This is a genomic window from Geobacillus zalihae (genome assembly GCF_030414215.1).
GTDB classification, from domain to species: domain Bacteria; phylum Bacillota; class Bacilli; order Bacillales; family Anoxybacillaceae; genus Geobacillus; species Geobacillus zalihae.
In genome coordinates this window covers 2,537,578-2,562,383 of record NZ_CP129217.1, presented here as the reverse complement: position 1 = coordinate 2,562,383, position 24,806 = coordinate 2,537,578, and the positions used below count along the sequence as shown (strand labels likewise).

Here is a 24,806-nt window from a genome sequence, read left to right as displayed (position 1 = left end):
CAAAGATGAAACAGAACGATTTTAGGGCGCCAGAGGCGCGGCTTGTGCGGAAAATCGTCTTGATTGTCTGTGCTGTTCTGCTGGCGGCGTTTGTCATTGCCGGCGCCAGCAGTTTCTTATACATCCGTTCAGCGCTTAAGCCCGTCGACCCGAATGACCGCACCCCGGTCCATGTCTCGATTCCGATCGGTTCATCGGCGGCGGCGATTGCCGAGCAGCTCGAACAAAAGCGGCTCATTAAAAGCGCGGCCGTGTTTCGCTTATATGTCCGCTGGAAAAATGAATCCGGCTTCCAGGCTGGGGAGTATGAGTTGACGCGGGCGATGCCAATGGCGCGCATCATCGAGCTGTTAAAAACGGGGAAATCGCTAAAAATCGGATTGAAGCTGACCGTTCCGGAAGGGTCGCAATTGGTGCAAATCGCTGACCTCATTGCCGCGAAAACAGGGTACAAACAAGAACAAATTATGAAATTGCTTAACGATCGCGCGTATATCGAACGGCTGATGAAAATGCACCCGGATTTGTTGACTGATGATATTTTTCACAAAGGCATCCGCTATCCGCTGGAAGGCTACTTGTTCCCGGCGACGTATGTGTTTGCTGACGAAAAGCCGCCGCTCTCAGAGATCATTGAGGCGATGGTGGCGAAAACGGCAGCTGTGCTTGACACATATAAGGCAGCGATGAAAGAAAAGAACATGTCGCCGCATCAGCTGTTGACGATGTCGTCGCTCATTGAGGAAGAGGCGACGGAAAAAGCTGACCGCGAAAAAATCGCCAGCGTGTTTTACAATCGGCTGCACCGCGGCATGCCGCTTCAAACCGACCCGACCGTTTTGTACGCCCTTGGCGAACATAAAGAGCGTGTGTTGTATAAAGATTTGCAGGTCAATTCGCCGTACAACACGTACATTCATAAAGGGCTGCCGCCGGGGCCGATCGCCAACGCCGGCGTAATGTCGATCGAAGCGGCGCTTGAACCGGCGGCGACCGACTATTTATACTTTTTGGCGACACCGGGCGGCGAGGTCATTTTTACGAAAACGTTGGCCGAGCATAACCGGGAAAAGGCGAAGCATATTGGAAAACAATAGGTCAAAACGGAAGGTAATGGCCGGTGGGGTGAAACGGCTTCGCTTTTCCGTTGTTTTATGGTAGTATAGTTGAACAGACCAACGATAAGAGTCCTTTGCGGCTCTTATTTTTCATGACGACAAAGCGCAAATGCCGGGTTGTATATAGATGCAATTGGAAGCTTTACCATTTGTAGTTTTTCCCGAGTATTTGATCGACTGTCGGGCGACCGAACAACGCCGCTTAAAGACCCATATATGGGTCTGTGAAGCAGGCCGGTTGTTCGGTCTTCCGTCACGCCAAGGCGTGACGGAGGCAAGCCTGTGGCTTGCCTCCGACAGTCGAAAAGGGGCAAACCGCTTTTCCGTCAAGGATATATTAAACTTCTTCGTTGCATCTATATAGTTCAACTTTGGCGAGCGCTTTTCAGTTTGCTGACGGCAGGGAGGAATTCCTCTTGCTTTCCAATGACATTGTTTCGTACTTGCAAAAGCTGCGTCCGGCGCCGGATGAGGACATTGAGGAGATGGAGCAGTACGCCTATCGGCATCGCATACCGATCATGGATCCGGTGAGCGTCGAAGTGCTGTTATTCATCTTGAAGCTGATCAGGCCGCGCCGCATTTTGGAAATCGGCACGGCGATCGGCTATTCGGCGATCCGGATGGCAAAGGCGCTGCCGGATGCGCGCATTGTGACGATCGAAAAAGACCGGGAGCGGTATGAGCGCGCCCGTTTTTACATCGAAAAGACGAACACCAAGCGGCAAATCGAGGCGGTGTTGGGCGATGCGCTCGCGGTCGAGGCCGATGTGGCGGCCGCCGCGCCGTTTGATGTGCTGTTTATTGATGCCGCCAAAGGGCAATATGAGCGCTTTTTTACGCTCTATGAGCCGTTTGTGGCTGCAGGCGGCCTCATCATCAGCGACAACGTCTTGTTTAAGGGGCTCGTCGCCGCCGAAGCGCCGGCGGACAATCGACGGCTTTGGAACATCGCCCGAAAAATTCGCCGCTACAATGAGTGGCTCATGAGTCGAAGCGGTTATGATACGGTCATCATTCCGGTCGGCGATGGGCTCGCCATATCGAAAAAACGAGGTGAAGAACAGTGAAAAAACCCGAATTGCTCGTGACGCCGACGAGCGTTGCCCATATCGACGAGCTGGCTGAAGCCGGAGCGGACGCGGTCATCATTGGCGAGCAGCGCTACGGTTTGCGGCTTGCCGGCGAATTTTCCCGCCATGATGTCGCTGCCGCCGTCAAAGCCGCCCACCGGCGCGGCATGAACGTGTATGTGGCGATGAACGCCATTTTCCATAACGATAAAGTGGACGAGCTTGGCGACTACGTCGCGTTTTTGGCTGATGTCGGCGCCGATGCCATCGTCTTCGGCGATCCCGCGGTGCTCTTGACTGTCCGAGAAACGGCGCCGCACATGAAGCTCCACTGGAGCACGGAGACGACAGCGACGAACTGGTATGCGTGCAACTATTGGGGCCGGAAAGGGGCGAAGCGCGCCGTCTTGGCCCGCGAGTTGAACATGGACGCCATTTTGGAAATCAAAGCCCATGCCGAAGTGGAAATCGAGGTGCAAGTGCACGGCGCGATGTGCATGTACCAATCGAAGCGCTCGCTGATCGGCAGCTATTTTGAATATCAAGGGAAAGTGATGGAAGTTGAACGGAAGAAGTACGAAAAAGGGATGTTTCTTTACGACAAAGAGCGCGACAACAAATATCCGATTTTTGAAGACGAAAACGGCACGCATATTATGAGCCCGAACGATGTTTGCATGATCGATGAGCTCGGCGACATGGTCGAGGCCGGCATCGACAGCTTTAAAATTGACGGGATTTTGCACGAGCCGCGCTACATTACCGAAGTGACGAAGCTGTACCGCCGCGCCATCGATTTATGCGCCGATGACCGCGAGCGGTACGAACGGGAAAAAGAGGAGCTGCTTGCGGCCGTTGAAGCGCTTCAGCCGCCGCATCGCCGCATCGACACCGGATTTTTCTTCAAAGAGACCATTTATTGAGAAAAGGAGGGAAGCAGCATGCTTTTAAAAAATGATCGCATCTCTGAAATCATTGACGGCAAGCGCGTCATTGTGAAAAAGCCAGAGCTGCTCGCCCCGGCCGGCAACTTGGAAAAACTGAAAATCGCCGTCCATTACGGCGCAGACGCCGTCTTTATCGGAGGCCAAGAGTACAGCTTGCGCGCCAACGCCGACAACTTTACGATCGAGGAAATTCGCGAAGGGGTCGAATTTGCCAATCGATACGGAGCCAAAGTATACGTAACGGCCAATATTTACGCCCATAACGAAAACATCCCTGGCCTTGATGACTATTTGCGGGCGCTTGAAGATGCCGGTGTTTGCGGCATCATCGTCGCCGACCCGCTCATCATCGAAACGGCGCGCCGGGTGGCGCCGAAGCTTGAAGTGCATTTAAGCACGCAGCAATCGCTTACCAACTGGAAAGCGGTCCAATTTTGGAAAGAGGAAGGGCTCGAGCGGGTTGTGCTCGCTCGTGAAGTGGGCGCAGAAGAAATCCGGCAGATCAAAGAGAAAGTCGATATTGAAATCGAGGCGTTCATCCATGGGGCGATGTGTTCCGCCTACTCCGGCCGCTGTGTATTGAGCAACCATATGACGGCGCGCGACTCAAACCGCGGCGGATGCTGCCAGTCGTGCCGCTGGGATTACGATTTGTATCAGCTCTCGGACGGCCGGGAAATTCCGTTGTTTGAAAAAGGGGACGCCCCGTTTGCGATGAGCGCGAAAGATTTGAACTTAATCCGCGCCATTCCGGTGATGATCGAATTGGGTGTGGATAGCTTGAAAATTGAAGGGCGGATGAAATCGATCCATTACGTGGCGACGGTTGTCAGTGTCTACCGGAAAGTCATTGATGCCTACTGCGCTGACCCAGACCATTTCACGATCCGCGAAGAGTGGGTGCGGGAGCTGGAGAAATGCGCCAACCGCGAGACGGCGCCGTCGTTCTTTGACGGCTTCCCGGATTATACGAACCATATGTACGGGACGCACAGCCGGAAAACGACGCATGAATTCGCCGGTTTGGTGCTTGGCTATGACCCGGAGACGGGCATCGCCACCGTCCAGCAGCGCAACCATTTCCGCCCGGGCGATGAAGTCGAATTTTTCGGTCCGGAAATTGAAAACTTCACCCAAGTGATTGAGAAAATTTGGGACGAAGACGGCAACGAGCTTGATGCGGCGCGCCATCCGCTGCAAATCGTGAAGTTTAAGGTCAAGCGCCCTCTCTTCCCGTACAACATGATGAGAAAGGAGAATTAAGATGGGGAAGAAGCCCGTTGTCATCGGCGTCGCCGGCGGCTCCGGCTCGGGGAAGACGAGCGTCGCCCGCGCGATTTACGACCATTTCGGCGACCGCTCGATCCTTGTTTTGGAGCAAGACTTTTACTATAAAGACCAAAGCCATCTTTCGTTTGAAGAGCGGCTGAAGACGAACTATGACCATCCGCTGGCGTTTGACAACGATTTGTTGATTGAGCATATTCATAAGTTGCTTCGCTATGAGCCGATTGACAAGCCGGTGTACGATTATACGCTGCACACTCGCTCAAGCGACGTCATTCGCGTGGAGCCGAAGGATGTCATCATCGTGGAGGGCATTCTTGTCTTGGAGGATGAGCGACTCCGCAATTTAATGGACATTAAAGTATATGTCGACACCGACCCGGACATCCGCATCATCCGCCGTCTCATCCGCGATATGAAAGAGCGCGGCCGCACGTTCGATTCGGTCATCGAGCAATATTTGTCCGTCGTCCGGCCGATGCACAACCAGTTTGTCGAACCGACGAAGCGCTACGCGGATGTGATCATTCCGGAAGGCGGACAGAACGTCGTCGCCATCGATTTAATGGTGGCAAAAATTCGCACAGTTCTTGAACAAAAAGCGGTTTTGTAATAACATAACAGAGACAAAACAATATATTATATAACAAGTAAGCGTACGAACAGCCGTTTTTGCTGTTCGTACGTTTTACATAATGCAGAATATATAGAGGAGTGAGATGAATGGCGAACGAAAAGCAGTATCCGATGACGAAAGAGGGAAAAGAGAAACTGGAACAAGAGCTTGAGTACTTAAAAACGGTCAAGCGGAAAGAAGTGGTGGAGCGCATTAAGATTGCGCGCGGGTTCGGGGATTTGTCGGAAAACTCGGAGTACGATGCTGCCAAAGATGAGCAGGCGTTTGTCGAATCGCGCATCCAAATGCTTGAAAACATGATCCGCAACGCCGTCATCATTGAAGAAGACAAAGAAAACCCGGACGTCGTCTCGCTCGGCAAGTCGGTCACGTTCATTGAACTGCCGGACGGCGAGGAAGAAACGTATACGATCGTCGGCAGCGCCGAGGCCGATCCATTTGAAGGAAAAATTTCCAATGACTCGCCGATTGCCAAATCGCTTCTCGGCCGCCGCGTCGGCGATGAGGTGACGGTGCAAACGCCGGGCGGGGAAATGCTTGTGAAAATCGTGGCTGTGAAATAAAGGCGGCCGACCTGAACAAGCGGCGGTGTGCGAAGCGAAGAAAATTGCCGCCGTTTGACGTTTCAAACGGAAACACCTCGTCAACACTGATGATGAGGTGTTTTCTTTATGTGGAAAAAGCGAACGCTTGTCATGCTTGCTCTCATTCAATTTGGCTTGTTGTTGCTTATCGGGCGGCTCGCGCAAATTCAGCTCATTGACACCGAGTCGTTTGCCAATCATAATTTAATTGCCGAAAGCGTCGCCCAGCGAACACAAGAACTGATCATTGACGACGGGCGCGGCTCGTTCATCGACCGAAATGGCGCGCCGCTCACGAAGCGATACGTGCCGTCGCTTGTCTTATTCCCGTTTTTAACGGCAATGAAATGGCCGATGGAACAAGTCGCCCGCATCGCCGGCGTCTCTGAAGAAGAGATTCGCCGCCAACTTGAGCAGGCGGACGGTCCGTTCGTCTTAGAGAAGGATGGAGAGCCGCTCGCCTTGAGCGCCCAGCAAATGAAGCAAATTAACGATTTGCGCATTCCGGGGGTATTTGCCGTCAACAAGCAATATCCGCTGGAAACGGTGTACGCCCCGCATTTGCTTGGCTTCACCCGTCCAGATCAGGAGCTCATCAAGAAGCGTTATCCAAAACGGCCGCTGCCGCCAAAGACCGAAGTGGGCATTCAAGGACTTGAGAAGGCGTTTGATGAATTTTTGCTCGCCGACGGCGAAACGAAGCTGCTTTATCACGTTGACGCCGAAGGGCGGCCGCTGTTTGGGCTCGATGTCAAATACAGCGACACGGGCAACCCGTTTTATCCCGTCACCGTGCAAACGACGCTTGACCGTGACTTGCAGCAAGAGATGGAGCAGATCGTTGACCGATACGGGTTGAAAAAAGGCGGTCTCGTTTTGCTGGATATTGACACAAACAGTGTGCTCGCCATGGTCAGCCGCCCAAACATGGACCCGCGTGATCCGTACAAAAACCGCGGGGCGGAAAACCAAATCGTGTTGCCGCAAATCCCTGGCTCGATTTTGAAAACCGTCATTGCGGCCGCGGCGCTTGATGAGGGGCTCGCCTCGCTTGAGACAACGTTTGACTGCAGCCGAAAAATTGACGGCAAAACCCGCGATGAGGAGCATGATTACGGCATGCTTGATTTAGCGGACAGCTTTGCCGTCAGTTGCAACAATGCGTTCGCCACGCTCGGCAAGCAGTTGATCGAGCACGATCCGGATGCGTTTGAAACGTATGCGAGAAAGCTCGGGCTGTATCCGACGGCCGGATGGGAAGGGGCGGTGTACCATGAAGAGCATTTCCGTCAGTTCCCGGAGGAGCAGAAGGGGACGATTTGGCATGATCCGCGCGACAAGCGGGTGCCGCTTGCGGTGGCGCAAACGGCGATCGGGCAAAAAAATGTACGCGTCTCGCCGCTTGGCGTCGCCAACATGATGGCGACCATCGCCCGCGGCGGCGAAGCGCTTCAGGTGCGGGCCGTTGACAAAGTGCTGTATAAAAACGGTGCGACCCTCTTTTCGTTTCCGCCTCAACCGGCTTCAGACATGGCGCCGATCGCGCCGCAGACGGCCGAAGAGCTGCAACGGCTTTTGCGCGGCGTTGTCACCAAAGAGGATGGCACCGGCCGCCGCTTCCGTTCGCTGCCGTATCCGGTCGCCGGCAAATCCGGGACGGCTGAGACAGGAAAAATGGACGGCGGCGCTGAATTGATTAATAAATGGTTTGCTGGCTATTTTCCAGCCGACCGTCCGAAATACGCCCTTGCTGTCGTTGAGCTCGACTGCCCGAGCGGGCGGGCTTCGACGAATGATGTGTTCGCCGCTGCAGTCGAGGCGCTTTATGCTTATGACCGCGCCAAAAATGAAGTGAAGTGACGAACCAAATGTAAGGGGAATCCATGTTTCCAGCACGAACATCATCCAAAGAAGGGAGAGGAGACGGTGGCGCAAATCGAGACGCGCTTTGCCGCCCGCGCCAAACGGCGGAGGATCAACCGTTGGCTCAACGGAGCCATTGCCGTTGTCGTGCTGCTCATTTTGATTGTCGGCGGGAACTTGCTGTTTGGCGGCGAACCGAGCAAGAAGGAGATGGATCGCGAAGCCAAAACAGAAGCGGCCAATGCGAAGCGGGTGGAAGTGGAAACAGGCGAAGCGGCGGCGCCGACGGAAGCTGAAACGCCGGCCGAGGAAGAAGACGCTGCTTCCACCGATGAAACGAGTAATGCCGGTGTGACAGAAACGCCGGGCCCGCCGGGGTCCAACGTTGAAAAAGAAATCGTCAATCCGGCATGGCAGCCGATCGGTACGACGCAATCGGAGCCGCATGAAACGGTGTTTAAGAAAGATTCCGTCGACTGGAAGGAAATGCTCGATGCCGTCAGCTATGCGACCGGCATCGCTCCGGAGGAGATGATCGTTTGGTTCATCGGCAACAACGGACCGAACAAAGCAGTCGCGACGATTTCGACGAAAGATCAAGCCGCCCATTACAAAGTGTACATTGAATGGGTGACGAACGAAGGCTGGAAGCCGACGAAGGTGCAAAAGTTGAAACAAAAGCCATAAGCGGCATGATGAGGGGAAGCGGAGATATTCGAAACGTTGGCGGCATCAGTGAAACAATGGCGGTTCACCAGCGGCGGAAACATACACAGGCGCCCAAAAACGAAGGGCGCCTGTTATTTTTTCGCTTTGAAATGAACGACTGCGCTGTAGAACCGCTTTCCGTTTTCCATGACGTGCATTTGATGGGATACATGATGGACGGAAAGCAAGAGCGCCTTGTTATGTTCAATTTGTTCGTTGATTTTTTTCTCGAGCGTCCGCAAGTCGTCCGCTTCAAAAAATTCGATTTTGTCCTCGATCAAATCAAGAGAAATGTTCGGCATCGTTCTTCCTCCTTTCCATTGTCAGTGTAGCAAATTTTCCCGCCCTCATCCACCGATGTACAAGGGGGAACAATACGAACGAAACATGATCGTTGAACAAGGGAAAAACATATGCTACAGTAAGAGCAGGCAATACGAAAAAAACATACTATATTTATAGGAATTATAAACTTTTTTGGGGTGTGACCATATGGGCAGAGAGTTTCTTGACTTGTTTGAGCAATGGGCGGAATCGTATGACCGATCGGTCGAAGGATACGATGAGCAATATCGAGACGTGTTTGCCGGTTATGACCGCATTTTAAGCACGGTCGCCGACAAAGCCGGCCAAGTTGTGCTCGAGTTTGGCGTCGGCACAGGAAACTTGACGAAAAAGTTGCTTGAGCGCGGCAAGCGGGTGTACGGGATCGAGCCATCGGCGCCGATGAGGAAAAAAGCAGCGGAAAAGCTCAGCGGGCGAGCGGTCATTCTGGACGGCGATTTTTTGCAATTTCCGACACCGCCGGAGCCGATCGACACGATCGCCAGCACGTATGCGTTTCATCATTTGACGGATGCGGAAAAAGACGAAGCGCTGGCCAAATATAGTCAATTGCTCCATCCGGGTGGTAAAATAGTGTTTGCCGATACGGCGTTTCGCGACAAAGAGGCGTTCCGCCAGGCGATTGAGGAAGCCCGGGCGCGCGGCTTCCACGATTTGGCCGACGATTTGGAACGCGAATATTATACGACGCTTGACGTATTGGCATCACTGTTTTCCAAGCATGGCTTTTCCGCCTCCTTTGCGCAGCAAAACGCGTTCGTCTGGGTGATGGAGGCGGTGAAACAAACGACATAGAAAGAGGGAGAACGATGAAAGCAGCCATTATTGGAGCCATGGAAGAGGAAGTGGCGATTTTGCGTTCGCGCATGGAAGGGCGCGAGGAAACGGTCATTGCCGGGTGCGAATTTTCCAAAGGGCGCCTTGACGGCGTGGAGGCGGTGTTGTTGAAATCCGGGATCGGCAAAGTGAACGCCGCCATGGGAACGACGCTTCTGCTTGACCGCTTTCGCCCTGACTTCGTGATTAACACGGGGTCAGCTGGCGGATTTTTGCCTTCGCTTCGTGTCGGAGATCTTGTCATTTCCAAGGAAGTCGTCCATCATGACGTCGATGTGACCGCGTTCGGCTACGCTTACGGGCAAGTGCCTGGCCTGCCGGCGCGCTACCGGGCGGATGAGGCGCTTGTTGAGGCGGCCAAGCAGGCGGCGGCGCGGCTTGATGGCCTGCAGGCAGTGACCGGCTTGATCGCCACCGGCGATTCGTTTATGAACGATCCAAAGCGAGTCGAATTTGTGCGCGGTCAGTTTCCGGAATTGTGCGCCGTCGAAATGGAAGCGGCGGCGATCGCCCAAGTGTGCGTGCAATTTGGAACGCCGTTTGTCATCATCCGGGCGTTGTCTGATATTGCGGGTGAGGAGTCGGACGTGTCGTTTGAACAGTTTTTGGAGACGGCGGCGAAACATTCGGCTGAACTTGTCTTGTCGATGCTTTCCGTTATGAAACAGAAGCGCGATTAAGATGCAGCGAAAAAGCAGCTTGTCTATGTTCTCGACTGTCGGAGGCAAGCCGCAGGCTTCTTCCGTCACGCCTAGGCGTAACGGAAGACCGAACAACCGCCTGCTTCACAGACCCATATATGGGTCTTTAAGCTGCGTTGTTCGGTCGCCCGACAGTCGATCGAATACTCGGTAAAAGTTGCAAATGGTGATGCTTCAAATTGCATCTATATAAGTTGTAATAAAGATTTTCCGATTGCTCGATTCTGTTTTCCTTCATACAAGTCAGTTTGGTAGAATGCGGCGGGCGCTCTACTGGATGTAAAACAAAGTTTCAACTTATATATATAGACAACAAAACACCGCCGTTTTGCTGCTAAACTGAGCGTGAAGAAACGGAGTGACTTGTATGCGCGTAGCAAAAAGCATCCATGAGTTGATCGGCCATACGCCGGTTGTCGAAATTACGCGCTTCCCCCTCCCGGAAGGCGTTCGGCTGTTCGCCAAGCTTGAATACTTCAACCCTGGCGGAAGCATTAAAGACCGGCTCGGACAAGAGCTGTTGCGCGAGGCGTTTGCATCAGGAAAACTGAAAGAGGGGGGCACGATCATCGAGCCGACGGCCGGCAACACCGGCATCGGTCTGGCGCTGGCAGCGATCGGCAAAAACGTGAACATCATTTTTTGTGTGCCGGAAAAATTCAGCATCGAAAAGCAACAGCTGATGAAGGCGCTCGGGGCGCAAATCGTTCATACACCGACTGAAGAGGGAATGGAAGGGGCCATCCGCAAAGCGGAGGAGCTCGCCCGCACGATTCCAGGGGCCTATTGCCCCCAGCAGTTCCAAAACCCGGCTAACCCAAGGACGTATTACAAGACGCTCGGTCCGGAGCTGTGGGACGATTTGGACGGACAGATCGACATTTTTGTCGCCGGCGCCGGCTCCGGCGGCACGTTTATGGGGACAGCGACGTTTTTAAAAGAAAAAAACCCGGCCATTAAAACGGTCATCGTGGAACCGGAAGGCTCGATTTTAGGCGGCGGCAAGCCGGGTCCGCATCGGACGGAAGGGATCGGCATGGAGTTTTTGCCGCCGTTTATGGATCCGGATTATTTTGATGCCATCTACACGATCGCGGACGATGACGCGTTCCGGCGCGTCAGCGAACTCGCAAGACAGGAGGGGCTTTTGGTCGGCAGTTCGTCTGGCGCCGCGTTTCATGCCGCCTTGATGGAAGCAGAGAAGGCAAAGCCAGGGACGAATATCGTCGTCATTTTTCCGGACGGGAGCGAACGCTATTTAAGCAAACACATTTATGAAGGTGGGAGGTAACGATGAGGCGGAAAACAATGCTCATTCATGGCGGCATTCCGGGGGATCCGCATACGGGAGCGGTGTCGGTCCCGATTTATCAAGTGAGTACGTATAAGCAAGAAGAAGTTGGAAAGCATAAAGGGTTTGAATACTCGCGCACCGGCAACCCGACGCGCGCGGCGCTTGAGAAGCTGATCGCCGATCTCGAGGGCGGCGAAGCCGGCTTTGCGTTCGCTTCCGGTATGGCGGCCATTACGGCCGTCATGATGTTGTTTCAAAGCGGCGACCATCTGGTGCTCACTGACGATGTCTACGGCGGCACGTATCGCGTCATGACGAACGTGCTGAATCGGTTCGGGCTTGAGGCGACGTTCGTCGATACGAGCGATGTCGCCAACATCGAGGCGCACATCCGGCCGAATACGAAAGCCATCTATATCGAAACGCCGACGAACCCGCTGTTGAAAATCACTGACTTGCAAGCCGCCGCCGCCATTGCCCGTGCGCATGGGCTGCTATTGATCGTCGATAACACGTTTTCCACTCCGTACTTTCAGACGCCGCTTGAGCTTGGCGCCGATATCGTCATCCATAGCGCGACGAAATATTTAGGCGGCCATAGCGACGTCGTCGCTGGGTTGGCGGTTGTCCGCACGCCGGAGCTTGCCGAACGGCTCCATTACGTGCAAAATTCAACCGGCGGCGTGCTCGGGCCGCAAGATTCATGGCTATTGATGCGCGGGATGAAAACGCTCGCCGTGCGGATGGAGGAACATGAAGAAAATGCGCGCCAAATCGCTGTTTTTTTGGCTGAACACAAGGCGGTCAAGCGCGTCTATTACCCCGGGCTTCCGGATCATCCGAACCACGAGTTGGCGAAAAAGCAAATGCGCGGATTTGGCGGCATGATTTCGTTTGATGTCGGCAGCTTGGAGCGCGCCGAGAACGTGCTGTCGCGCGTGCGCTACTTTACGCTTGCCGAAAGCTTAGGGGCGGTCGAAAGTTTAATTTCGTTGCCAGGGAAAATGACGCACGCCTCCATCCCGAAGGAACGGCGCGAACAGCTCGGCATTACCGACGGCCTGATCCGTTTGTCGGTCGGGCTTGAAGATGTCAACGATCTGCTTGACGATTTGGCGCAAGCGCTTGGCTGAAATTGCCGCTCCCCCCTTCCGTCCATGTATGATACAGTGAAAGGGGAGAGGAGGGATCGGGCTTGAACGAGCAGCAACGAAACGAGCTGCGGGCCAAGGCGGGCGACTTTAAAACATACAGCCTCGTCTTGTTCGCGTTTGGAGCGTTTCTCTATTTCGGAACGATCATCCCAGGAGCGGTTGAGACAGCGAAAAAGCCGTTCGCCCTATTGGCAGTCGCCGTCTGTTTTACCGCGTCGCTTTCCTGTTTGCGCCAAGCCGCCCGCTATGCCCGCCGTCTTGAGGAAGAAGAAAAGCGGTTCGAACCGTAAACCTGCCTTTTGGCCGAAAGGCGGGTTTTTGTTTAGCCACCATGCTGGCGTTCAAGGGAAAGCAAGCTTTTTGCCTATTTTGCAAAAAAACGGTTTACAATGGAAATAATTTTGGATATAATTGCCTACGTAGCATCATTTCCAAAGGGAGGTCGAAGACAATGACAATGATGATGTGGACAACAGTAATGCATCCATTCTATCAAACGGCTATTCGACCTTCCGCCGACCGGGAATGAACGTGCACCGATGACGAAAAACAGCGATCAGGCCGCAGAAGGGGAGTAGTCTCGCTTTCTGCGGCCTTTTTGCACACTGAGCCGCAGAAGCGCTTTCCTTCTGCGGTTTTTTTGCATGGAAAGGAGGTGGGGAGGCATGACGATCCATTTGTTTTTTATCACGATCACGATTGAGCGGAGAAAGCCGCGGCAGCGGAACATCGAAGAGGAGCGGTTCGCCCGTGCAGCCGAGGAGGAGCTTGTTGACCGCAAATGCTTTTTCCATCAACGATTGTTTTAAACATTTCCAGCAATGAAGGATGAAAGGGGAGAAGATTTATGTCCATTGTACTCGTATGGCTTGTGACGTGGATGAAGCAAAGGGGAGACTCCACTTGACTCAGTCTAAAGGGATGCGATGGGTGCTCCGTGTGCTGTTGTTGACGGTCGAATTTCACGAATTGTTCAAAATAAGGCGAAAGCGTTCCTTGTCTTCTTTGATAAAATAACATCTAGAAGAGAAGGTCAAGGAGGGAACGGGGATGTTCGCCATTGTCATGTCGATCATCATTACCGCGTCGATTGCGCTTGTTGTCGCCGCGGAAGTCAGCGTTGAGGCCAAAGCGTAACGGCGGTTCTTCTGCATCGGGAGGGGGATAAGCAGGCGGACCGCATCAGCAGAACGTTGGTGACAATCGTTTTTGATTGGTCAGGTCATTGCCGGCTCATTTCGGGCCGGTCTATTTTTGTCGTCAAGACACGGACAACATCGCCCCTGCATATACATAACGATAGGCGGTTTCCGCCGATGACAGCAGGCGGGGGTGAGAGCATGTCCGGCATTTTCACGGCGTTTACGTTTCTGTTGAAAGAGCTGACGTTTCTTGTCTCGTATATTAAAAACAATGCGTTTCCCCAGCCGTTAAGCGCTCAAGAAGAGGAAAAGTATTTGGCGCTGATGGCAAAAGGCGACGAGCAAGCCCGCAACCGGCTCATCGAACACAACTTGCGCCTTGTTGCCCACATTGTGAAAAAGTTTGAAAATACGGGAGAAGAGGTCGAGGATTTAATCTCCATTGGCACAATCGGCTTGATCAAGGCGATTGAAAGCTATTCGCCGGGCAAAGGAACGAAGCTGGCGACGTATGCGGCTCGATGTATCGAGAACGAAATCCTGATGCACCTGCGTTCATTAAAAAAAACGCGCAAAGACGTCTCGTTGCATGAGCCAATCGGCCAGGACAAAGAAGGAAACGAAATCAGCCTGCTTGATATTTTAAAAGCCGAAGGCGAAGACATCGCCGATGAAATCCACTTGAACATGGAGCTCGAACAAGTCAAGCAATATATCAGCGTGCTTGATGAGCGGGAAAAAGAGGTGATCATCAATCGCTTTGGCCTCGGTCGGCAACGGGAAAAAACACAGCGTGAAATCGCCAAAGAGCTCGGCATCTCGAGAAGCTATGTCTCGCGCATTGAAAAACGGGCATTAATGAAAATGTTTCACGAATTTTATCGGCAGGAAAAAGAAAAACGGCGGTCATAACAAAAGCGGGTTGCTGGTGCAGCGACCCGCTTTTTCAGTAGTGGAAGAATAGAAATTATTTTAAAAAACTGAATTCTTTCATTTATATCCTTTGATGAAGCGATTTCAATCAAAAATATTGACAGATTTTATTTTTAAAAGTAAAATAATTTTGTCGTCTTTTGTCTAAATTTGTCTAAAGGAGGCGAAAAAGCATCATGCGCAAGATCGGCTTGGCATGGCAAATTTTCATCGGCCTTATTCTCGGGATTATGGTTGGGGCCATTTTTTACGGAAGCCCTAAAGTAGCGACGTATTTGCAGCCGATCGGAGATGTTTTTCTCCGTTTAATTAAGATGATCGTCATCCCGATCGTCGTCTCGAGCTTGATTGTCGGCGTTGCCAACGTCGGTGATGTGAAAAAGCTCGGAAAGTTGGGCGGCAAAACGATCCTTTATTTTGAGATCATTACGACGATTGCCATTATCGTCGGCCTCTTGGCAGCGAACATTTTCCAACCAGGCGTCGGCGTCAATATGAAGTCGCTTGAGAAAACGGATATCCAGTCGTATGTCGATACGACGAACGAAGTGCAGCACCATTCGATGGTTGAAACATTTGTCAACATCGTGCCGAAAAACGTGTTTGAAGCGCTGTCGACCGGGAATATGCTGCCGATCATCTTCTTCTCGGTGATGTTCGGGTTGGGCGTAGCCGCGATCGGTGAAAAAGGGAAACCGGTGCTTCGCTTTTTCCAAGGCACGGCGGAAGCGATGTTTTATGTGACGAACCAAGTGATGAAGTTTGCGCCGTTTGGCGTTTTCGCCCTAATCGGCGTGACGGTGTCGAAATTCGGCGTCGCTTCGCTCCTTCCGCTCAGCAAACTTGTTGTGCTCGTTTATGCGGTCATGGCATTCTTCGTGTTGGTGGTGCTTGGCGCTGTGGCCAAATTGGTAAATACAAATATTTTCCATATTATAAAAATCTTAAAGGATGAATTAGTGCTTGCCTATAGCACGTCGAGCTCGGAAACCGTGTTGCCTAAGGTTATGGAAAAAATGGAGAAATTCGGTTGTTCGAAGGCTGTAACATCCTTTGTCGTTCCGACCGGCTATTCGTTCAACTTGGATGGGTCGACGCTGTATCAGGCGCTGGCGGCTGTCTTTATCGCTCAACTGTACGGCATCGACATGCCGATTTCACAGCAAATCTCGCTTGTGCTCGTTTTAATGGTGACGTCCAAAGGGATTGCCGGTGTCCCAGGCGTATCGTTTGTCGTCTTATTGGCAACGCTTGGCACAGTTGGCATTCCAGTTGAAGGATTGGCGTTTATCGCCGGCATCGACCGTCTTTTGGACATGGCGCGCACAGTGGTCAACGTCATCGGCAACTCGCTGGCGGCGGTTGTGATGTCGAAATGGGAAGGGCAATATAACGAAGAACAAGGAAAACAATACATCGCTGAGTTGCAGCAGCAAAGCGCCTAAGAAAAAAGTGGCTCAGATGTGTTGATTAACCATTAAAAACCAGTTGACATCGTCCTATTCCTAGCTTTTCTGCCGTAGTCGGCAAGCGTGTGGCTTGCCTCCGTCACGCCTTAGCGTGACGGAAGACCGAACAACGCCGCTTCACAGACCCATTCATGGGTCTGGAAGCGGCGCTGTTCGGTCACTCGACAGTCGGATGCAATGACCGGCAAAGACGAAAAATGTTAAAGCTTTAAATTGCATCTATATAGATGATCATCGACACTCGTGAAAGCGGCTGAATGATCAGCCGCTTTTCCCGTTTTGTTGGCAAGGAACGTATAGTATAATGAAAAAATGGACAAGGAAGCGAAAGACAAGGAGGAAAAACGGTGCACGAAGTCATTCAATCGATGTTTTCCTTTTTGACCAGTTTAGGCTATGTCGGCATCGCTCTCGCCTTGATGGTGGAAGTGATCCCCAGCGAGATCGTGTTGGCTTATGCCGGTTATTTGGTAGCGCGGGGGGATGTCTCATTTGCTGGGGCCGTGGCAGCTGGGACAATAGGCGGCACGGTGGCGCAGTTGTTTTTGTATTGGATGGGCTACTATGGCGGACGGCCGTTTCTAGATCAGTATGGGAAATATGTATTGATCCAGAAAAAACATTTGGATGTGGCGGAACGCTGGTTTGCGAAATTTGGCCCCGGCGTCATTTTCAGCGCCCGGTTTATCCCCGTTGTCCGCCATGCGATTTCGATCCCCGCCGGCATTGCGCGGATGAAGTGGTTGCCGTTTACGATTTACACGGTGTTGGCCATCATCCCATGGTCCATCTTGTTTATTTGGTTGGGAGAGCAGCTTGGCCAACGATGGCGGCAAATTGACGAGATGGCGGCGCCATACGTCCGACCGGCTATTGCAGCGGCGGTGGCGGTGGCGGTGATTTACATCGTTTGGCAACGACGACGCCGCGCTGCAGATGAAAACGAGCGCATGAAATAGTTGCCCGTCCGCATGCTGTCGGCTATATTTATACATGAACCATCTTTTGGCTAAATTTTTATGAAAAATGAGGGACGAACGTGAAACGTTGGATGATCATTGCGTTGCTATTCGCTGTGGGGCTATGGCTTGTGCCATACAGCGTGCCTCTTCTTTTCGCACTTGCGACCGCGCTTTTGCTCGAGCCGTCCATCCGCCGATTGCAAGAAAACTATAAGCTGAAGCGCGCGCACGCCGTCACGGTGATTTTTTCATTGTTCATCATCATTCTTGGGCTTTCCCTTTACTTTCTAGTCGTGATTTTTGTGCAACAAGTGATGGCGCTCTCGCAAAAACTGCCTTATGTGCTAAACGAAGCGACGAAAGTGCTCGACCGCCTCATTCAAACGTGGCAGTCGTATTCCAGCTCCATTCCGCAGGAAATCATCGATTCGCTTGAACGCGGCGTCAATACCGTCGAGCAAATGCTTTTGTCGTTTGCGACCAACTTGACGCAGTCGCTCGTCCATTATATTGCCGCCATTCCGGCGTTTTTGATTCATTTTTTAGTGTATTTGATCGCACTGTTTCTCATTTGCCTCGATTTGCCGCAGCTGAAGCAAGGCATGCGCCGCTATTTGTCCGAACGGACCGAACAGCGGCTTGGGATGGTCGTCGCCCAGCTGAGCAAAGCGGGGATCGGCTTTTTAAAAGCGCAGTTTTTGCTTAGTTTAATTACGTTTTTCCTCGCGCTGGCTGGCCTTTTCGTGTTGGGGGTCGACTATGCGGCGTTGATGGCGCTGGTCATCGTCGTCGTTGATATTTTGCCGATTTTAGGAACGGGTTCCGTGCTTGTTCCGTGGGGGCTCATCAGCATGGCGAACGGCAACAATACGCTTGGCATCGGGCTCATCGTGCTGTTTGTCGTCATCACCGTCGTGCGCCGGATCATTGAGCCGAAAGTGTTTTCCACCAATTTGGGCATTTCCCCGCTCGCCGCGCTCGTCAGCGTCTATCTGGGGTTTCAGCTGCTTGGCTTTATCGGGTTGTTCGTCGGGCCGGTCGTTGTCATTTTGGTTGAGGCGCTTGCCAAAGCCGGAGTCATTAAATGGACGATCAAGCTTTGATTTTTTCGAATAAAGGTCTTTGCGGACGAAGGAGGAAAAACCGGCGAACCGCCGGTTTTTCTGTTTGGACATGGAAAAGAGAGTTTTGGCAAAGCGACGGCTAAAGAAAACCGCCCGCTGAAGGCGCGGCGGTCACTGAGTGGATGTGGACGAATCATTGACGTCGGTGCGCGGCAAAATTAAAATTTCGACGCGCCGGTTTTTCATCCGCCCGGCAGCGGTGGCGTTGGAGGCGATCGGCTTGTATTCGCCATACCCTTTAGCGCTGAAATAGCGCGGGTCGAGTTGCTTGTTTTCAAGCAGCACTTTCATGAAATTGACGGCGCGCATGACGCTCAGCTCCCAGTTGGAAGCAAATTTCTCATTATGGATCGGCACGTTGTCCGTATGGCCGCTGATCATGATGTTGCGCGGCGGGTTCATGACGAGCAAAGCGGAGATTTCCGCCGCAAGACGCCGGTCTTTCATGCGCACTTCGGCGCTGCCGGAGTCGAATAAAATATCATCCAAAATGGTAATCGCGAGCCCTTCGTCCGTCAATGATGTCTGCAATTTCCCTGTCAAGTGTTTTTGATGAATATAGCTGTCAATTTTCGCTTGGATTTGTTTCAGCTCTTCTTTTTCTCCTTCGTTTATAGACGAAGGAGGATTCTGAGACTGTTGCTGTTGATATTGCTGCCGTCCTTTTTCGTCTTCTGCAGGCGGCGTGATTGGTTCAATGGGGCTTTGAAAATCAAAAACACCCGTTCCGCCGGCAAAGGCGGTGCTGAAGGCGCGCGCAATTTCTTGAAACTTCTTTTGGTCGATTTGGCTGCTTGCAAACAAAACGATGAATAGTGCGAGCAGCAATGTCAACAAATCTGCGTACGGAATCAGCCATGATTCGCTCATATGCTCTTCGTGGCTGCTCTTTTTTTTCTTAGCCATTGGCCGTTTCCCCTTGTGTCAGCGCCTGCTGCCGCTCGCTTTCCGGCAAGTATGAGGCGAGTTTTTGTTCGATCATGCGCGGGGCTTGTCCTTCCAAAATGGACAGCACCCCTTCAACCATGATGTAGCGCACGCGCGCCTCTTCCTTCGATTTCCGCCGCAGTTTGTTGGCAAACGGATGCCAAAGCACATAGCCGGTGAAAATGCCGAGCATTGTGGCGACAAAAGCGGCGCTGATCGCCTTGCCGAGCTCGGCGATGTTTTCCATATTGCCAAGGGCGGCAATCAGGCCGATGACGGCCCCAAGCACCCCGAGCGTCGGCGCGTACGTGCCTGCTTGGGAAAAAATCGCGGCATTCGCTTCGTGGCGCTCTTCCATGGCAACGATTTCCTCTGTCATGACATCGCGGATGAACTCTTGCGTTTGCCCATCGATGGCCATGCTGAGCCCGTTGCGCAAAAACGGGTCGTCAATGTCGTTCAATTTCGCCTCAAGCGCCAGAAGCCCTTCGCGGCGGGCGATGTTGGCCCAGTCAACGAACAGTGGAATGAGCTCGTCGATCGACGGTGTGGGCGGTTCAGTAAAAATGATTTTGAACAATTTTGGCACTTTTTTTATTTCCTTCATTGGAAACGCGATAATGACCGCTGCCGCCGTGCCGACGAGAATGATGAGGATGGCGGCCGGATTGATCAATACAGCAGGCGAAACGCCCTTAAAGTACATGCCCAACCCGACGGCAATGACGCCAAGGATGATGCCGATGATCGATGTTTTGTCCAAATGAATCCCCCCGCTTTTTCCATACGAACGATCTACGCCATGAGGCGTTTTGATAAAGAAACCATATTTATCATATACTGAATAAAGGAGGTTGAAAAGGGAAAAAGGTGTGACATGAAAGGGAAAAAGCCGCCCGCTCCATTAGGCTGACGGAAAGGGCAGCTCCGGTGATCATCATATTTTTTTCAGTTTAAACGTGCCGACCATTAAAAACGATAAAATGAGCGCTAAAAACATAAACGATTGTGGCGGAAAGTACGGGATGGCTAAATAACCGAGCGTCATCAGCACCCCGGCGGCGGTGATCGGCAACCCCGCGAAGTAGCCGTTGTTTTCTGTGATGTTGAAGCGTGCGAGGCGGAAGGCGCCGCAGGCGATATACAAGATGGTGAACACTGCCCCCGGCGCGCCGAATTCATAGAACAACCCCTGATACATCAGCAAGGCGGGAGCGACGCCGAAGGAGACGATGTCGCTCATCGAATCGAGCTGCTTGCCAAGTTCGGATTCAATGTTCATCTTGCGCGCCACAGCGCCGTCAAAGCGATCGACAAACGCTGCTAAAAAAACGAGCAGCACGCTCATATGAAGCTGCCCTTTCAGCGTAGCCAGGACGGAAAAGCCGCCAAGCGACAAGTTGGTCATCGTCAAAATGTTTGCTGCATTGGCTTTCAGCTTTTTTAAGGTATAGTCTAAATAATCCGATAAGAACAAGTTTCTCCACTCCTTTTCCAACAGAAAACGCCAAAAGAAAATTCTACTACCATTATACTCATTTTGGCGGTAATATGGAAGGTAGTAACGAATGGCGATGTTGCGCTACTGGAGGGAACGTGCTTGCGAAAATGGCTTTATCGTTTGTTCATCGAGCTGACCAATCACTCGCTTTCTTCAAAGCTGCTCGCTTCGTTTGCCAAATCGCGCCTCAGCGGTCTATTGATATCATCGTATGCAAAAATTTATCATATTAACCAAGACGAAATGGAAAAAAGCCTAAAAAATTATAAGACGTTGCAGCAACTGTTCATCCGCCGGCTGAAGGCCGGGGTGAGGCCGGTCGACGCTGATGAGCATACGGTCGTCAGCCCGGTCGACGCTGTCATTGAAGACATGGGCACGATTCGAGAAAACTGTGAAATGATCGTCAAGGGAAAGCCGTATTCCATTGCGGAAATGCTCGGCAGCGTTGAAGCGGCACAACCGTATGTGAACGGGTTCTTTTTTATTCTGTATTTAAGCCCGAGCCATTATCACCGCATCCACAGCCCAATATCTGGAGTGATCGAAAAGCAGTGGGCGCTCGGCCGCAAGTCGTATCCGGTCAATCGTCTTGGCTTAAAATATGGGCGTCGGCCGCTCGAGAAAAATTACCGCCTCATCACCGAGGTCACAGCCGGCGGCAAGCGCTTGGCGATCGTGAAAATCGGCGCCATGTTCGTCAACAGCATTGAATTGACCCATGAGAGTGAGCAGCTTGTCAAAGGAGAGGAAATGGCGTATTTTTCGTTCGGTTCAACGGTCGTCTTGCTGTTTGAACGCGGAAGTTTCGCCCCTGACCCGCGCATTGCTGCGCCCATGCCGATCAAAGTCGGCGAGCGGCTCGGCTATTGGTGCGAGGCGCACGAGCACTAAGGCTGTCGGAAACAAAAAAAGCCCGAAGGCCTTCTCTTATGAGGACAGCTTAATTTTGTGAGTCAATGAACGGCGCTGGATTTCTTTTTCAATCAACTCAATGAATTCCGGGCTGAGATTGAGCTCTTTCGCCTTGAAGTACGACTCGATCAACAACTCGTCGGACAAATGTTTCATCGGGGGTGTCCTCCTTTTTTGGATGGAATATGCCAAACATGTCATACATATAATGGTAGGTTACTTACAATGTACCATGACTTGGGAGAGAGAACAACCGTTCTGTTATCCACAGAAGGTGGTGGATAACATGTGGAAAACATGTTTATAAAACGCAGGAAGTGTGATGACTAGCTTGTGTATAATGTGGGCAACAGTTATCCACAAGATGGACAGTCGCGAAATTTGTCGAAAGTTTTTTCTATTTATCATCGGTAAACTTTGTTTTGAAACAAACGTTAAAATTCGCTATGATGGGAAAAGCAAATGGAAAGGCGGGTGTCCGGCATGCTTCACTACTTTTTGCCAAGCCAGTTTGCCAAGCGTGTGATCGACATTACTCCGGATGAGCTGAAACAAAAAGGGGTCAAAGGGATCATCACTGATTTGGACAATACGCTTGTTGAATGGGATCGGCCGAGCGCCACCCCGGAGCTGGCCGCATGGTTTGATGCGATGAAGCAGGCGGGCATTAAGGTCGTCATCGTATCGAATAATAATCAACAACGCGTGCAGTCGTTTGCGGAGCCGCTTGGCATCCCGTTCATCTTTGAAGCGCGCAAACCGCTGACACGCGCGTTTTTGCAGGCATTAAAGATGATGGAGCTTAAGAAAGAGGAAGTCGTCGTCATCGGCGATCAGTTGCTGACGGATGTGCTTGGGGGCAACCGGCTCGGACTAAACACGATTTTAGTCGTCCCGGTCGCCCAGACGGACGGATTATGGACGCGTTTCAATCGAAAAATGGAGCGGAGAATTTTAAAGGTGATGCGCAAAAAAGGGATGATTTACTGGGAGGAATGATCGTGGAGCCACAACTGCGTTGCATCGGCTGCGGAGCGGCCATTCAGTTTGACGATCCGAAAAAGGCGGGCTATGCGCCGAAAAGCGTGCTCGAAAAAGACGAGGAAGAAATCATTTGCCAGCGCTGCTTCCGCTTGAAACATTACAACGAAGTGCAAGACGTGCCGCTTGATGACAGCGATTTTTTAAACATGCTGCACCGCATCGGGGAATCGAAGGCGCTTGTCGTCAACATCGTCGACATTTTCGATTTCAACGGCAGCTGGATTCCTGGCTTGCCGCGGTTTGCGGCCGATAATCCGATTTTGCTTGTCGGCAACAAGGCGGATTTATTGCCGCGGTCGGTCAAATACCCGAAGCTGCTGCGCTGGATGCGCCGCATGGCGGAAGAGCTCGGGCTCTGTCCGGTTGACGTCTGCCTTGTCAGCGCAGCGAAAGGAATTGGCATGGCGAAGGTGATGGAAGCGATCAACCGCTACCGTGAGGGCGGCGATGTCTACGTCGTCGGCTGCACGAATGTCGGCAAGTCGACGTTCATCAATCGGATCATTGAAGAGGCGACCGGCAAAGGGAATGTGATTACCACGTCATATTTCCCGGGGACGACACTCGATATGATCGAAATTCCGCTTGAGGGTGGAGCGACGCTGTATGATACGCCGGGGATCATCAACCATCACCAAATGGCGCACTTTGTTGATGCGCGCGATTTGAAGATCATTACGCCGAAGCGGGAAATCCATCCGCGCGTTTATCAGCTCAACGAAGGGCAGACGCTCTTTTTCGGAGGCTTGGCCCGCCTCGATTACATCAAAGGCGGGCGCCGCTCGTTCGTCTGCTACATGGCCAATGAGTTGACGGTTCATCGGACAAAGTTGGAAAAAGCCGACTCCCTTTATGCCAATCAGCTTGGCGATTTGCTGTCGCCGCCAAACAAACGCTATGCCGCTGAATTTCCGCCGCTTGTGCCGCGCTCGCTGTCTGTCAAAGAGCGGAAGACAGACATCGTCTTTTCCGGACTCGGCTGGGTGACGTGCAACGACCTGGGTGCTCAGCTTGTCGTCCATGCTCCAAAAGGGGTCGACGTATTTATCCGTCAATCGTTGATTTAATGGAAAGCGGGAGGAGGAGAAACGTGGAAAAGGTATACGGGTTGATTGGGTTTCCCGTCGAGCACTCGCTGTCGCCGCTCATGCATAATGATGCATTCGCCCGTTTGGGCATTCCGGCGCGCTATCATTTGTTTTCCGTCGAACCGGGGCAAGTCGGTGCGGCGATCGCTGGCGTGCGGGCGCTCGGCATCGCCGGGGTGAACGTGACGATTCCGCACAAACTGGCGGTCATTCCGTTTTTGGACGAAGTGGACGAGCAGGCGCGCCGCATCGGGGCGGTCAATACGATCGTCAACGACAACGGCCGGCTCGTCGGCTATAATACGGACGGACCTGGCTACGTCAAGGCGCTCGAGGAGGAAATGGACGTCAGTCTCGACGGCAAGCGGATTTTGGTGATCGGCGCTGGCGGCGGGGCGCGCGGCATTTACTTTTCGTTGCTGTCGACGGCAGCCGAGCGCATCGATATGGCCAACCGGACGGTGGAAAAAGCGGAGCGGCTCGTCCGCGAAGGGGGGGATGGCCGCTCGGCGTATTTTTCGCTCGCCGAGGCGGAAACGCGGCTTGACGAATACGATATTATTATCAATACCACTTCTGTCGGCATGCATCCGCGTGTCGAGGTGCAGCCACTTTCTCTTGAACGGCTGCGGCCAGGGGTGATCGTTTCCGATATTATTTACAATCCACTGGAAACAAAATGGCTGAAAGAAGCGAAAGCCCGCGGCGCCCGTGTGCAAAACGGCGTCGGCATGCTCGTATACCAAGGGGTGCTGGCGTTCGAAAAGTGGACCGGCCAATGGCCGGATGTCAACCGGATGAAACAGCTTGTCATCGAAGCGTTAAGGAGGTAACATATGCTAACGGGAAAACAAAAACGGTTTTTGCGCGCTCAAGCCCATCATTTGAAACCGATTTTTCAAGTCGGCAAAGGCGGCGTGACGGAAGCGATGACCGAACAAATTGCGGCGGCGCTCGAAGCGCGCGAGCTGTTGAAAGTGAGCGTGTTGCAAAACTGCGAAGAAGACCGCCACGCCGTCGCCGAGCAGCTCGCGGCTGGAACGGGGGCGGAAGTCGTGCAAGTGATCGGCAATACGATCGTCTTATACAAAGAATCGAAGGAGCATAAACAAATCGTTCTGCCTGATTGACAATGGGAGCAGCCACGGCAGGC

The 24,806-nt window shown here is 52.5% G+C and carries 28 protein-coding genes; 23 read left to right on the top strand and 5 right to left on the bottom strand.

The window, feature by feature from the left end; genetic code table 11:
• The first annotated feature begins 5 nt into the window (after positions 1 to 5).
• The 8 genes from mltG to QWV57_RS12965 all read left to right on the top strand — a co-directional run bounded on the left by mltG (position 6) and on the right by QWV57_RS12965 (position 8,196).
• On the top strand, positions 6 to 1,097 hold the full coding sequence (gene mltG / locus QWV57_RS13000; protein ID WP_081133158.1) for an endolytic transglycosylase MltG: 1,092 nt from the start codon (positions 6 to 8) through the stop codon (positions 1,095 to 1,097).
• Positions 1,098 to 1,534: 437 nt separating this feature from the next.
• Positions 1,535 to 2,188 (top strand): O-methyltransferase, encoded by a 654-nt coding sequence (locus tag QWV57_RS12995; protein ID WP_013144663.1) that lies wholly within the window; start codon positions 1,535 to 1,537, stop codon positions 2,186 to 2,188.
• Positions 2,185 to 3,114, top strand: coding sequence for a peptidase U32 family protein (locus QWV57_RS12990; RefSeq protein WP_011232028.1), 930 nt, complete (start codon positions 2,185 to 2,187; stop codon positions 3,112 to 3,114). The genes QWV57_RS12995 and QWV57_RS12990 overlap by 4 nt, the downstream gene beginning before the upstream one ends.
• Before the next feature lie 18 nt (positions 3,115 to 3,132).
• Complete coding sequence (locus QWV57_RS12985; protein ID WP_011232027.1) at positions 3,133 to 4,401, top strand: peptidase U32 family protein; 1,269 nt, start codon at positions 3,133 to 3,135, stop codon at positions 4,399 to 4,401.
• Position 4,402: 1 nt separating this feature from the next.
• Entirely contained in the window at positions 4,403 to 5,038 is a 636-nt protein-coding gene (gene udk / locus QWV57_RS12980) for a uridine kinase (RefSeq protein ID WP_020754577.1), read from the top strand.
• Between the two features lie 110 nt (positions 5,039 to 5,148).
• Positions 5,149 to 5,625, top strand: coding sequence for a transcription elongation factor GreA (gene greA / locus QWV57_RS12975; protein WP_011232025.1), 477 nt, complete (start codon positions 5,149 to 5,151; stop codon positions 5,623 to 5,625).
• A gap of 108 nt (positions 5,626 to 5,733) precedes the next feature.
• Positions 5,734 to 7,506, top strand: coding sequence for a peptidoglycan D,D-transpeptidase FtsI family protein (locus QWV57_RS12970; RefSeq protein WP_129447046.1), 1,773 nt, complete (start codon positions 5,734 to 5,736; stop codon positions 7,504 to 7,506).
• 66 nt (positions 7,507 to 7,572) lie between these two features.
• A complete protein-coding gene (locus QWV57_RS12965; protein WP_020754579.1) occupies positions 7,573 to 8,196 on the top strand; it encodes a YrrS family protein in 624 nt (207 codons plus the stop codon).
• A 113-nt stretch (positions 8,197 to 8,309) separates the two neighbouring features.
• Here the strand turns inward: QWV57_RS12965 and QWV57_RS12960 are convergent, their stop codons facing one another.
• Positions 8,310 to 8,519: a YrzA family protein gene (locus QWV57_RS12960; protein ID WP_025949305.1), complete on the bottom strand. Its 210-nt coding sequence runs from the start codon at positions 8,517 to 8,519 to the stop codon at positions 8,310 to 8,312.
• A 190-nt stretch (positions 8,520 to 8,709) separates the two neighbouring features.
• Here QWV57_RS12960 and QWV57_RS12955 point away from each other — a divergent pair, with 190 nt between their 5' ends.
• The 10 genes from QWV57_RS12955 to ytvI all read left to right on the top strand — a co-directional run bounded on the left by QWV57_RS12955 (position 8,710) and on the right by ytvI (position 18,157).
• Positions 8,710 to 9,357 carry a class I SAM-dependent methyltransferase gene (locus QWV57_RS12955; protein ID WP_033006987.1) on the top strand — a complete coding sequence of 216 codons (648 nt, stop codon included), beginning with the start codon at positions 8,710 to 8,712 and terminating at the stop codon, positions 9,355 to 9,357.
• Positions 9,358 to 9,371: 14 nt separating this feature from the next.
• On the top strand, positions 9,372 to 10,079 hold the full coding sequence (gene mtnN / locus QWV57_RS12950) for a 5'-methylthioadenosine/S-adenosylhomocysteine nucleosidase (RefSeq protein ID WP_020756955.1): 708 nt from the start codon (positions 9,372 to 9,374) through the stop codon (positions 10,077 to 10,079).
• A gap of 388 nt (positions 10,080 to 10,467) precedes the next feature.
• Positions 10,468 to 11,391 (top strand): PLP-dependent cysteine synthase family protein, encoded by a 924-nt coding sequence (locus QWV57_RS12945; protein WP_011232019.1) that lies wholly within the window; start codon positions 10,468 to 10,470, stop codon positions 11,389 to 11,391.
• 2 nt (positions 11,392 to 11,393) lie between these two features.
• Positions 11,394 to 12,527, top strand: a complete 1,134-nt coding sequence (locus tag QWV57_RS12940; protein ID WP_021322001.1) for a bifunctional cystathionine gamma-lyase/homocysteine desulfhydrase — start codon at positions 11,394 to 11,396, stop codon at positions 12,525 to 12,527.
• Positions 12,528 to 12,589: 62 nt separating this feature from the next.
• Positions 12,590 to 12,838, top strand: coding sequence for a YrhC family protein (locus tag QWV57_RS12935; RefSeq protein ID WP_011232017.1), 249 nt, complete (start codon positions 12,590 to 12,592; stop codon positions 12,836 to 12,838).
• 375 nt (positions 12,839 to 13,213) lie between these two features.
• The gene (locus QWV57_RS12930; protein ID WP_013144673.1) at positions 13,214 to 13,357 is read left to right on the top strand and encodes a YrzI family small protein; all 144 of its coding nucleotides are present in this window, start codon (positions 13,214 to 13,216) and stop codon (positions 13,355 to 13,357) included.
• 531 nt (positions 13,358 to 13,888) lie between these two features.
• On the top strand, positions 13,889 to 14,602 hold the full coding sequence (gene sigK, locus QWV57_RS12925) for an RNA polymerase sporulation sigma factor SigK (RefSeq protein WP_011232013.1): 714 nt from the start codon (positions 13,889 to 13,891) through the stop codon (positions 14,600 to 14,602).
• Positions 14,603 to 14,799: 197 nt separating this feature from the next.
• Complete coding sequence (locus QWV57_RS12920; protein ID WP_081212561.1) at positions 14,800 to 16,068, top strand: cation:dicarboxylate symporter family transporter; 1,269 nt, start codon at positions 14,800 to 14,802, stop codon at positions 16,066 to 16,068.
• Positions 16,069 to 16,439: 371 nt separating this feature from the next.
• Positions 16,440 to 17,051 (top strand): undecaprenyl phosphate transporter UptA, encoded by a 612-nt coding sequence (gene uptA / locus QWV57_RS12915; RefSeq protein WP_020755661.1) that lies wholly within the window; start codon positions 16,440 to 16,442, stop codon positions 17,049 to 17,051.
• A gap of 80 nt (positions 17,052 to 17,131) precedes the next feature.
• Positions 17,132 to 18,157, top strand: coding sequence for a sporulation integral membrane protein YtvI (gene ytvI / locus QWV57_RS12910; RefSeq protein WP_020755662.1), 1,026 nt, complete (start codon positions 17,132 to 17,134; stop codon positions 18,155 to 18,157).
• A 132-nt stretch (positions 18,158 to 18,289) separates the two neighbouring features.
• Here the strand turns inward: ytvI and motB are convergent, their stop codons facing one another.
• From motB to pssA, 3 genes are all read right to left on the bottom strand, one after another.
• Positions 18,290 to 19,084 carry a flagellar motor protein MotB gene (gene motB / locus QWV57_RS12905; protein ID WP_020755663.1) on the bottom strand — a complete coding sequence of 265 codons (795 nt, stop codon included), beginning with the start codon at positions 19,082 to 19,084 and terminating at the stop codon, positions 18,290 to 18,292.
• Positions 19,077 to 19,868, bottom strand: a complete 792-nt coding sequence (gene motA / locus QWV57_RS12900) for a flagellar motor stator protein MotA (RefSeq protein WP_020755664.1) — start codon at positions 19,866 to 19,868, stop codon at positions 19,077 to 19,079. Before motA ends, motB begins: the two co-directional genes overlap by 8 nt.
• A 174-nt stretch (positions 19,869 to 20,042) precedes the next feature.
• On the bottom strand, positions 20,043 to 20,582 hold the full coding sequence (pssA, locus tag QWV57_RS12895; protein WP_013144680.1) for a CDP-diacylglycerol--serine O-phosphatidyltransferase: 540 nt from the start codon (positions 20,580 to 20,582) through the stop codon (positions 20,043 to 20,045).
• A gap of 123 nt (positions 20,583 to 20,705) precedes the next feature.
• Between pssA and QWV57_RS12890 the strand changes: the two genes are divergently transcribed.
• A complete protein-coding gene (locus QWV57_RS12890; RefSeq protein ID WP_013144681.1) occupies positions 20,706 to 21,500 on the top strand; it encodes a phosphatidylserine decarboxylase in 795 nt (264 codons plus the stop codon).
• A gap of 36 nt (positions 21,501 to 21,536) precedes the next feature.
• Here QWV57_RS12890 and QWV57_RS12885 read toward each other — a convergent pair whose 3' ends face one another.
• Positions 21,537 to 21,677 (bottom strand): sporulation histidine kinase inhibitor Sda, encoded by a 141-nt coding sequence (locus QWV57_RS12885; protein WP_008879941.1) that lies wholly within the window; start codon positions 21,675 to 21,677, stop codon positions 21,537 to 21,539.
• A gap of 327 nt (positions 21,678 to 22,004) precedes the next feature.
• Between QWV57_RS12885 and QWV57_RS12880 the strand changes: the two genes are divergently transcribed.
• The 4 genes from QWV57_RS12880 to yhbY are packed head-to-tail and all read left to right on the top strand — an operon-like array spanning position 22,005 to position 24,783.
• A complete protein-coding gene (locus QWV57_RS12880) occupies positions 22,005 to 22,520 on the top strand; it encodes a YqeG family HAD IIIA-type phosphatase (protein ID WP_013144682.1) in 516 nt (171 codons plus the stop codon).
• A 2-nt stretch (positions 22,521 to 22,522) separates the two neighbouring features.
• Positions 22,523 to 23,632, top strand: coding sequence for a ribosome biogenesis GTPase YqeH (yqeH, locus tag QWV57_RS12875; RefSeq protein ID WP_033006028.1), 1,110 nt, complete (start codon positions 22,523 to 22,525; stop codon positions 23,630 to 23,632).
• 23 nt (positions 23,633 to 23,655) lie between these two features.
• A complete protein-coding gene (gene aroE, locus QWV57_RS12870) occupies positions 23,656 to 24,486 on the top strand; it encodes a shikimate dehydrogenase (RefSeq protein ID WP_033006017.1) in 831 nt (276 codons plus the stop codon).
• A gap of 3 nt (positions 24,487 to 24,489) precedes the next feature.
• Positions 24,490 to 24,783, top strand: coding sequence for a ribosome assembly RNA-binding protein YhbY (yhbY, locus tag QWV57_RS12865; protein WP_013524182.1), 294 nt, complete (start codon positions 24,490 to 24,492; stop codon positions 24,781 to 24,783).
• Positions 24,784 to 24,806 lie beyond the last annotated feature (23 nt).

Bases quoted from the DNA above. Each gene is read 5' to 3' on its own strand.
- greA (WP_011232025.1), top strand. From the start codon at position 5,149: ATGGCGAACGAAAAGCAGTATCCGATGACGAAAGAGGGAAAAGAGAAA.
- mltG (WP_081133158.1), top strand. From the start codon at position 6: ATGAAACAGAACGATTTTAGGGCGCCAGAGGCGCGGCTTGTGCGGAAA.
- motB (WP_020755663.1), bottom strand. From the start codon at position 19,084: ATGGCTAAGAAAAAAAAGAGCAGCCACGAAGAGCATATGAGCGAATCA.
- QWV57_RS12945 (WP_011232019.1), top strand. From the start codon at position 10,468: ATGCGCGTAGCAAAAAGCATCCATGAGTTGATCGGCCATACGCCGGTT.
- QWV57_RS12920 (WP_081212561.1), top strand. From the start codon at position 14,800: ATGCGCAAGATCGGCTTGGCATGGCAAATTTTCATCGGCCTTATTCTC.
- QWV57_RS12885 (WP_008879941.1), bottom strand. From the start codon at position 21,677: ATGAAACATTTGTCCGACGAGTTGTTGATCGAGTCGTACTTCAAGGCG.
- QWV57_RS12985 (WP_011232027.1), top strand. From the start codon at position 3,133: ATGCTTTTAAAAAATGATCGCATCTCTGAAATCATTGACGGCAAGCGC.
- sigK (WP_011232013.1), top strand. From the start codon at position 13,889: ATGTCCGGCATTTTCACGGCGTTTACGTTTCTGTTGAAAGAGCTGACG.
- yhbY (WP_013524182.1), top strand. From the start codon at position 24,490: ATGCTAACGGGAAAACAAAAACGGTTTTTGCGCGCTCAAGCCCATCAT.
- mtnN (WP_020756955.1), top strand. From the start codon at position 9,372: ATGAAAGCAGCCATTATTGGAGCCATGGAAGAGGAAGTGGCGATTTTG.
- QWV57_RS12880 (WP_013144682.1), top strand. From the start codon at position 22,005: ATGCTTCACTACTTTTTGCCAAGCCAGTTTGCCAAGCGTGTGATCGAC.
- QWV57_RS12960 (WP_025949305.1), bottom strand. From the start codon at position 8,519: ATGCCGAACATTTCTCTTGATTTGATCGAGGACAAAATCGAATTTTTT.
- QWV57_RS12955 (WP_033006987.1), top strand. From the start codon at position 8,710: ATGGGCAGAGAGTTTCTTGACTTGTTTGAGCAATGGGCGGAATCGTAT.
- QWV57_RS12930 (WP_013144673.1), top strand. From the start codon at position 13,214: ATGACGATCCATTTGTTTTTTATCACGATCACGATTGAGCGGAGAAAG.
- QWV57_RS12940 (WP_021322001.1), top strand. From the start codon at position 11,394: ATGAGGCGGAAAACAATGCTCATTCATGGCGGCATTCCGGGGGATCCG.
- QWV57_RS12970 (WP_129447046.1), top strand. From the start codon at position 5,734: ATGTGGAAAAAGCGAACGCTTGTCATGCTTGCTCTCATTCAATTTGGC.
- udk (WP_020754577.1), top strand. From the start codon at position 4,403: ATGGGGAAGAAGCCCGTTGTCATCGGCGTCGCCGGCGGCTCCGGCTCG.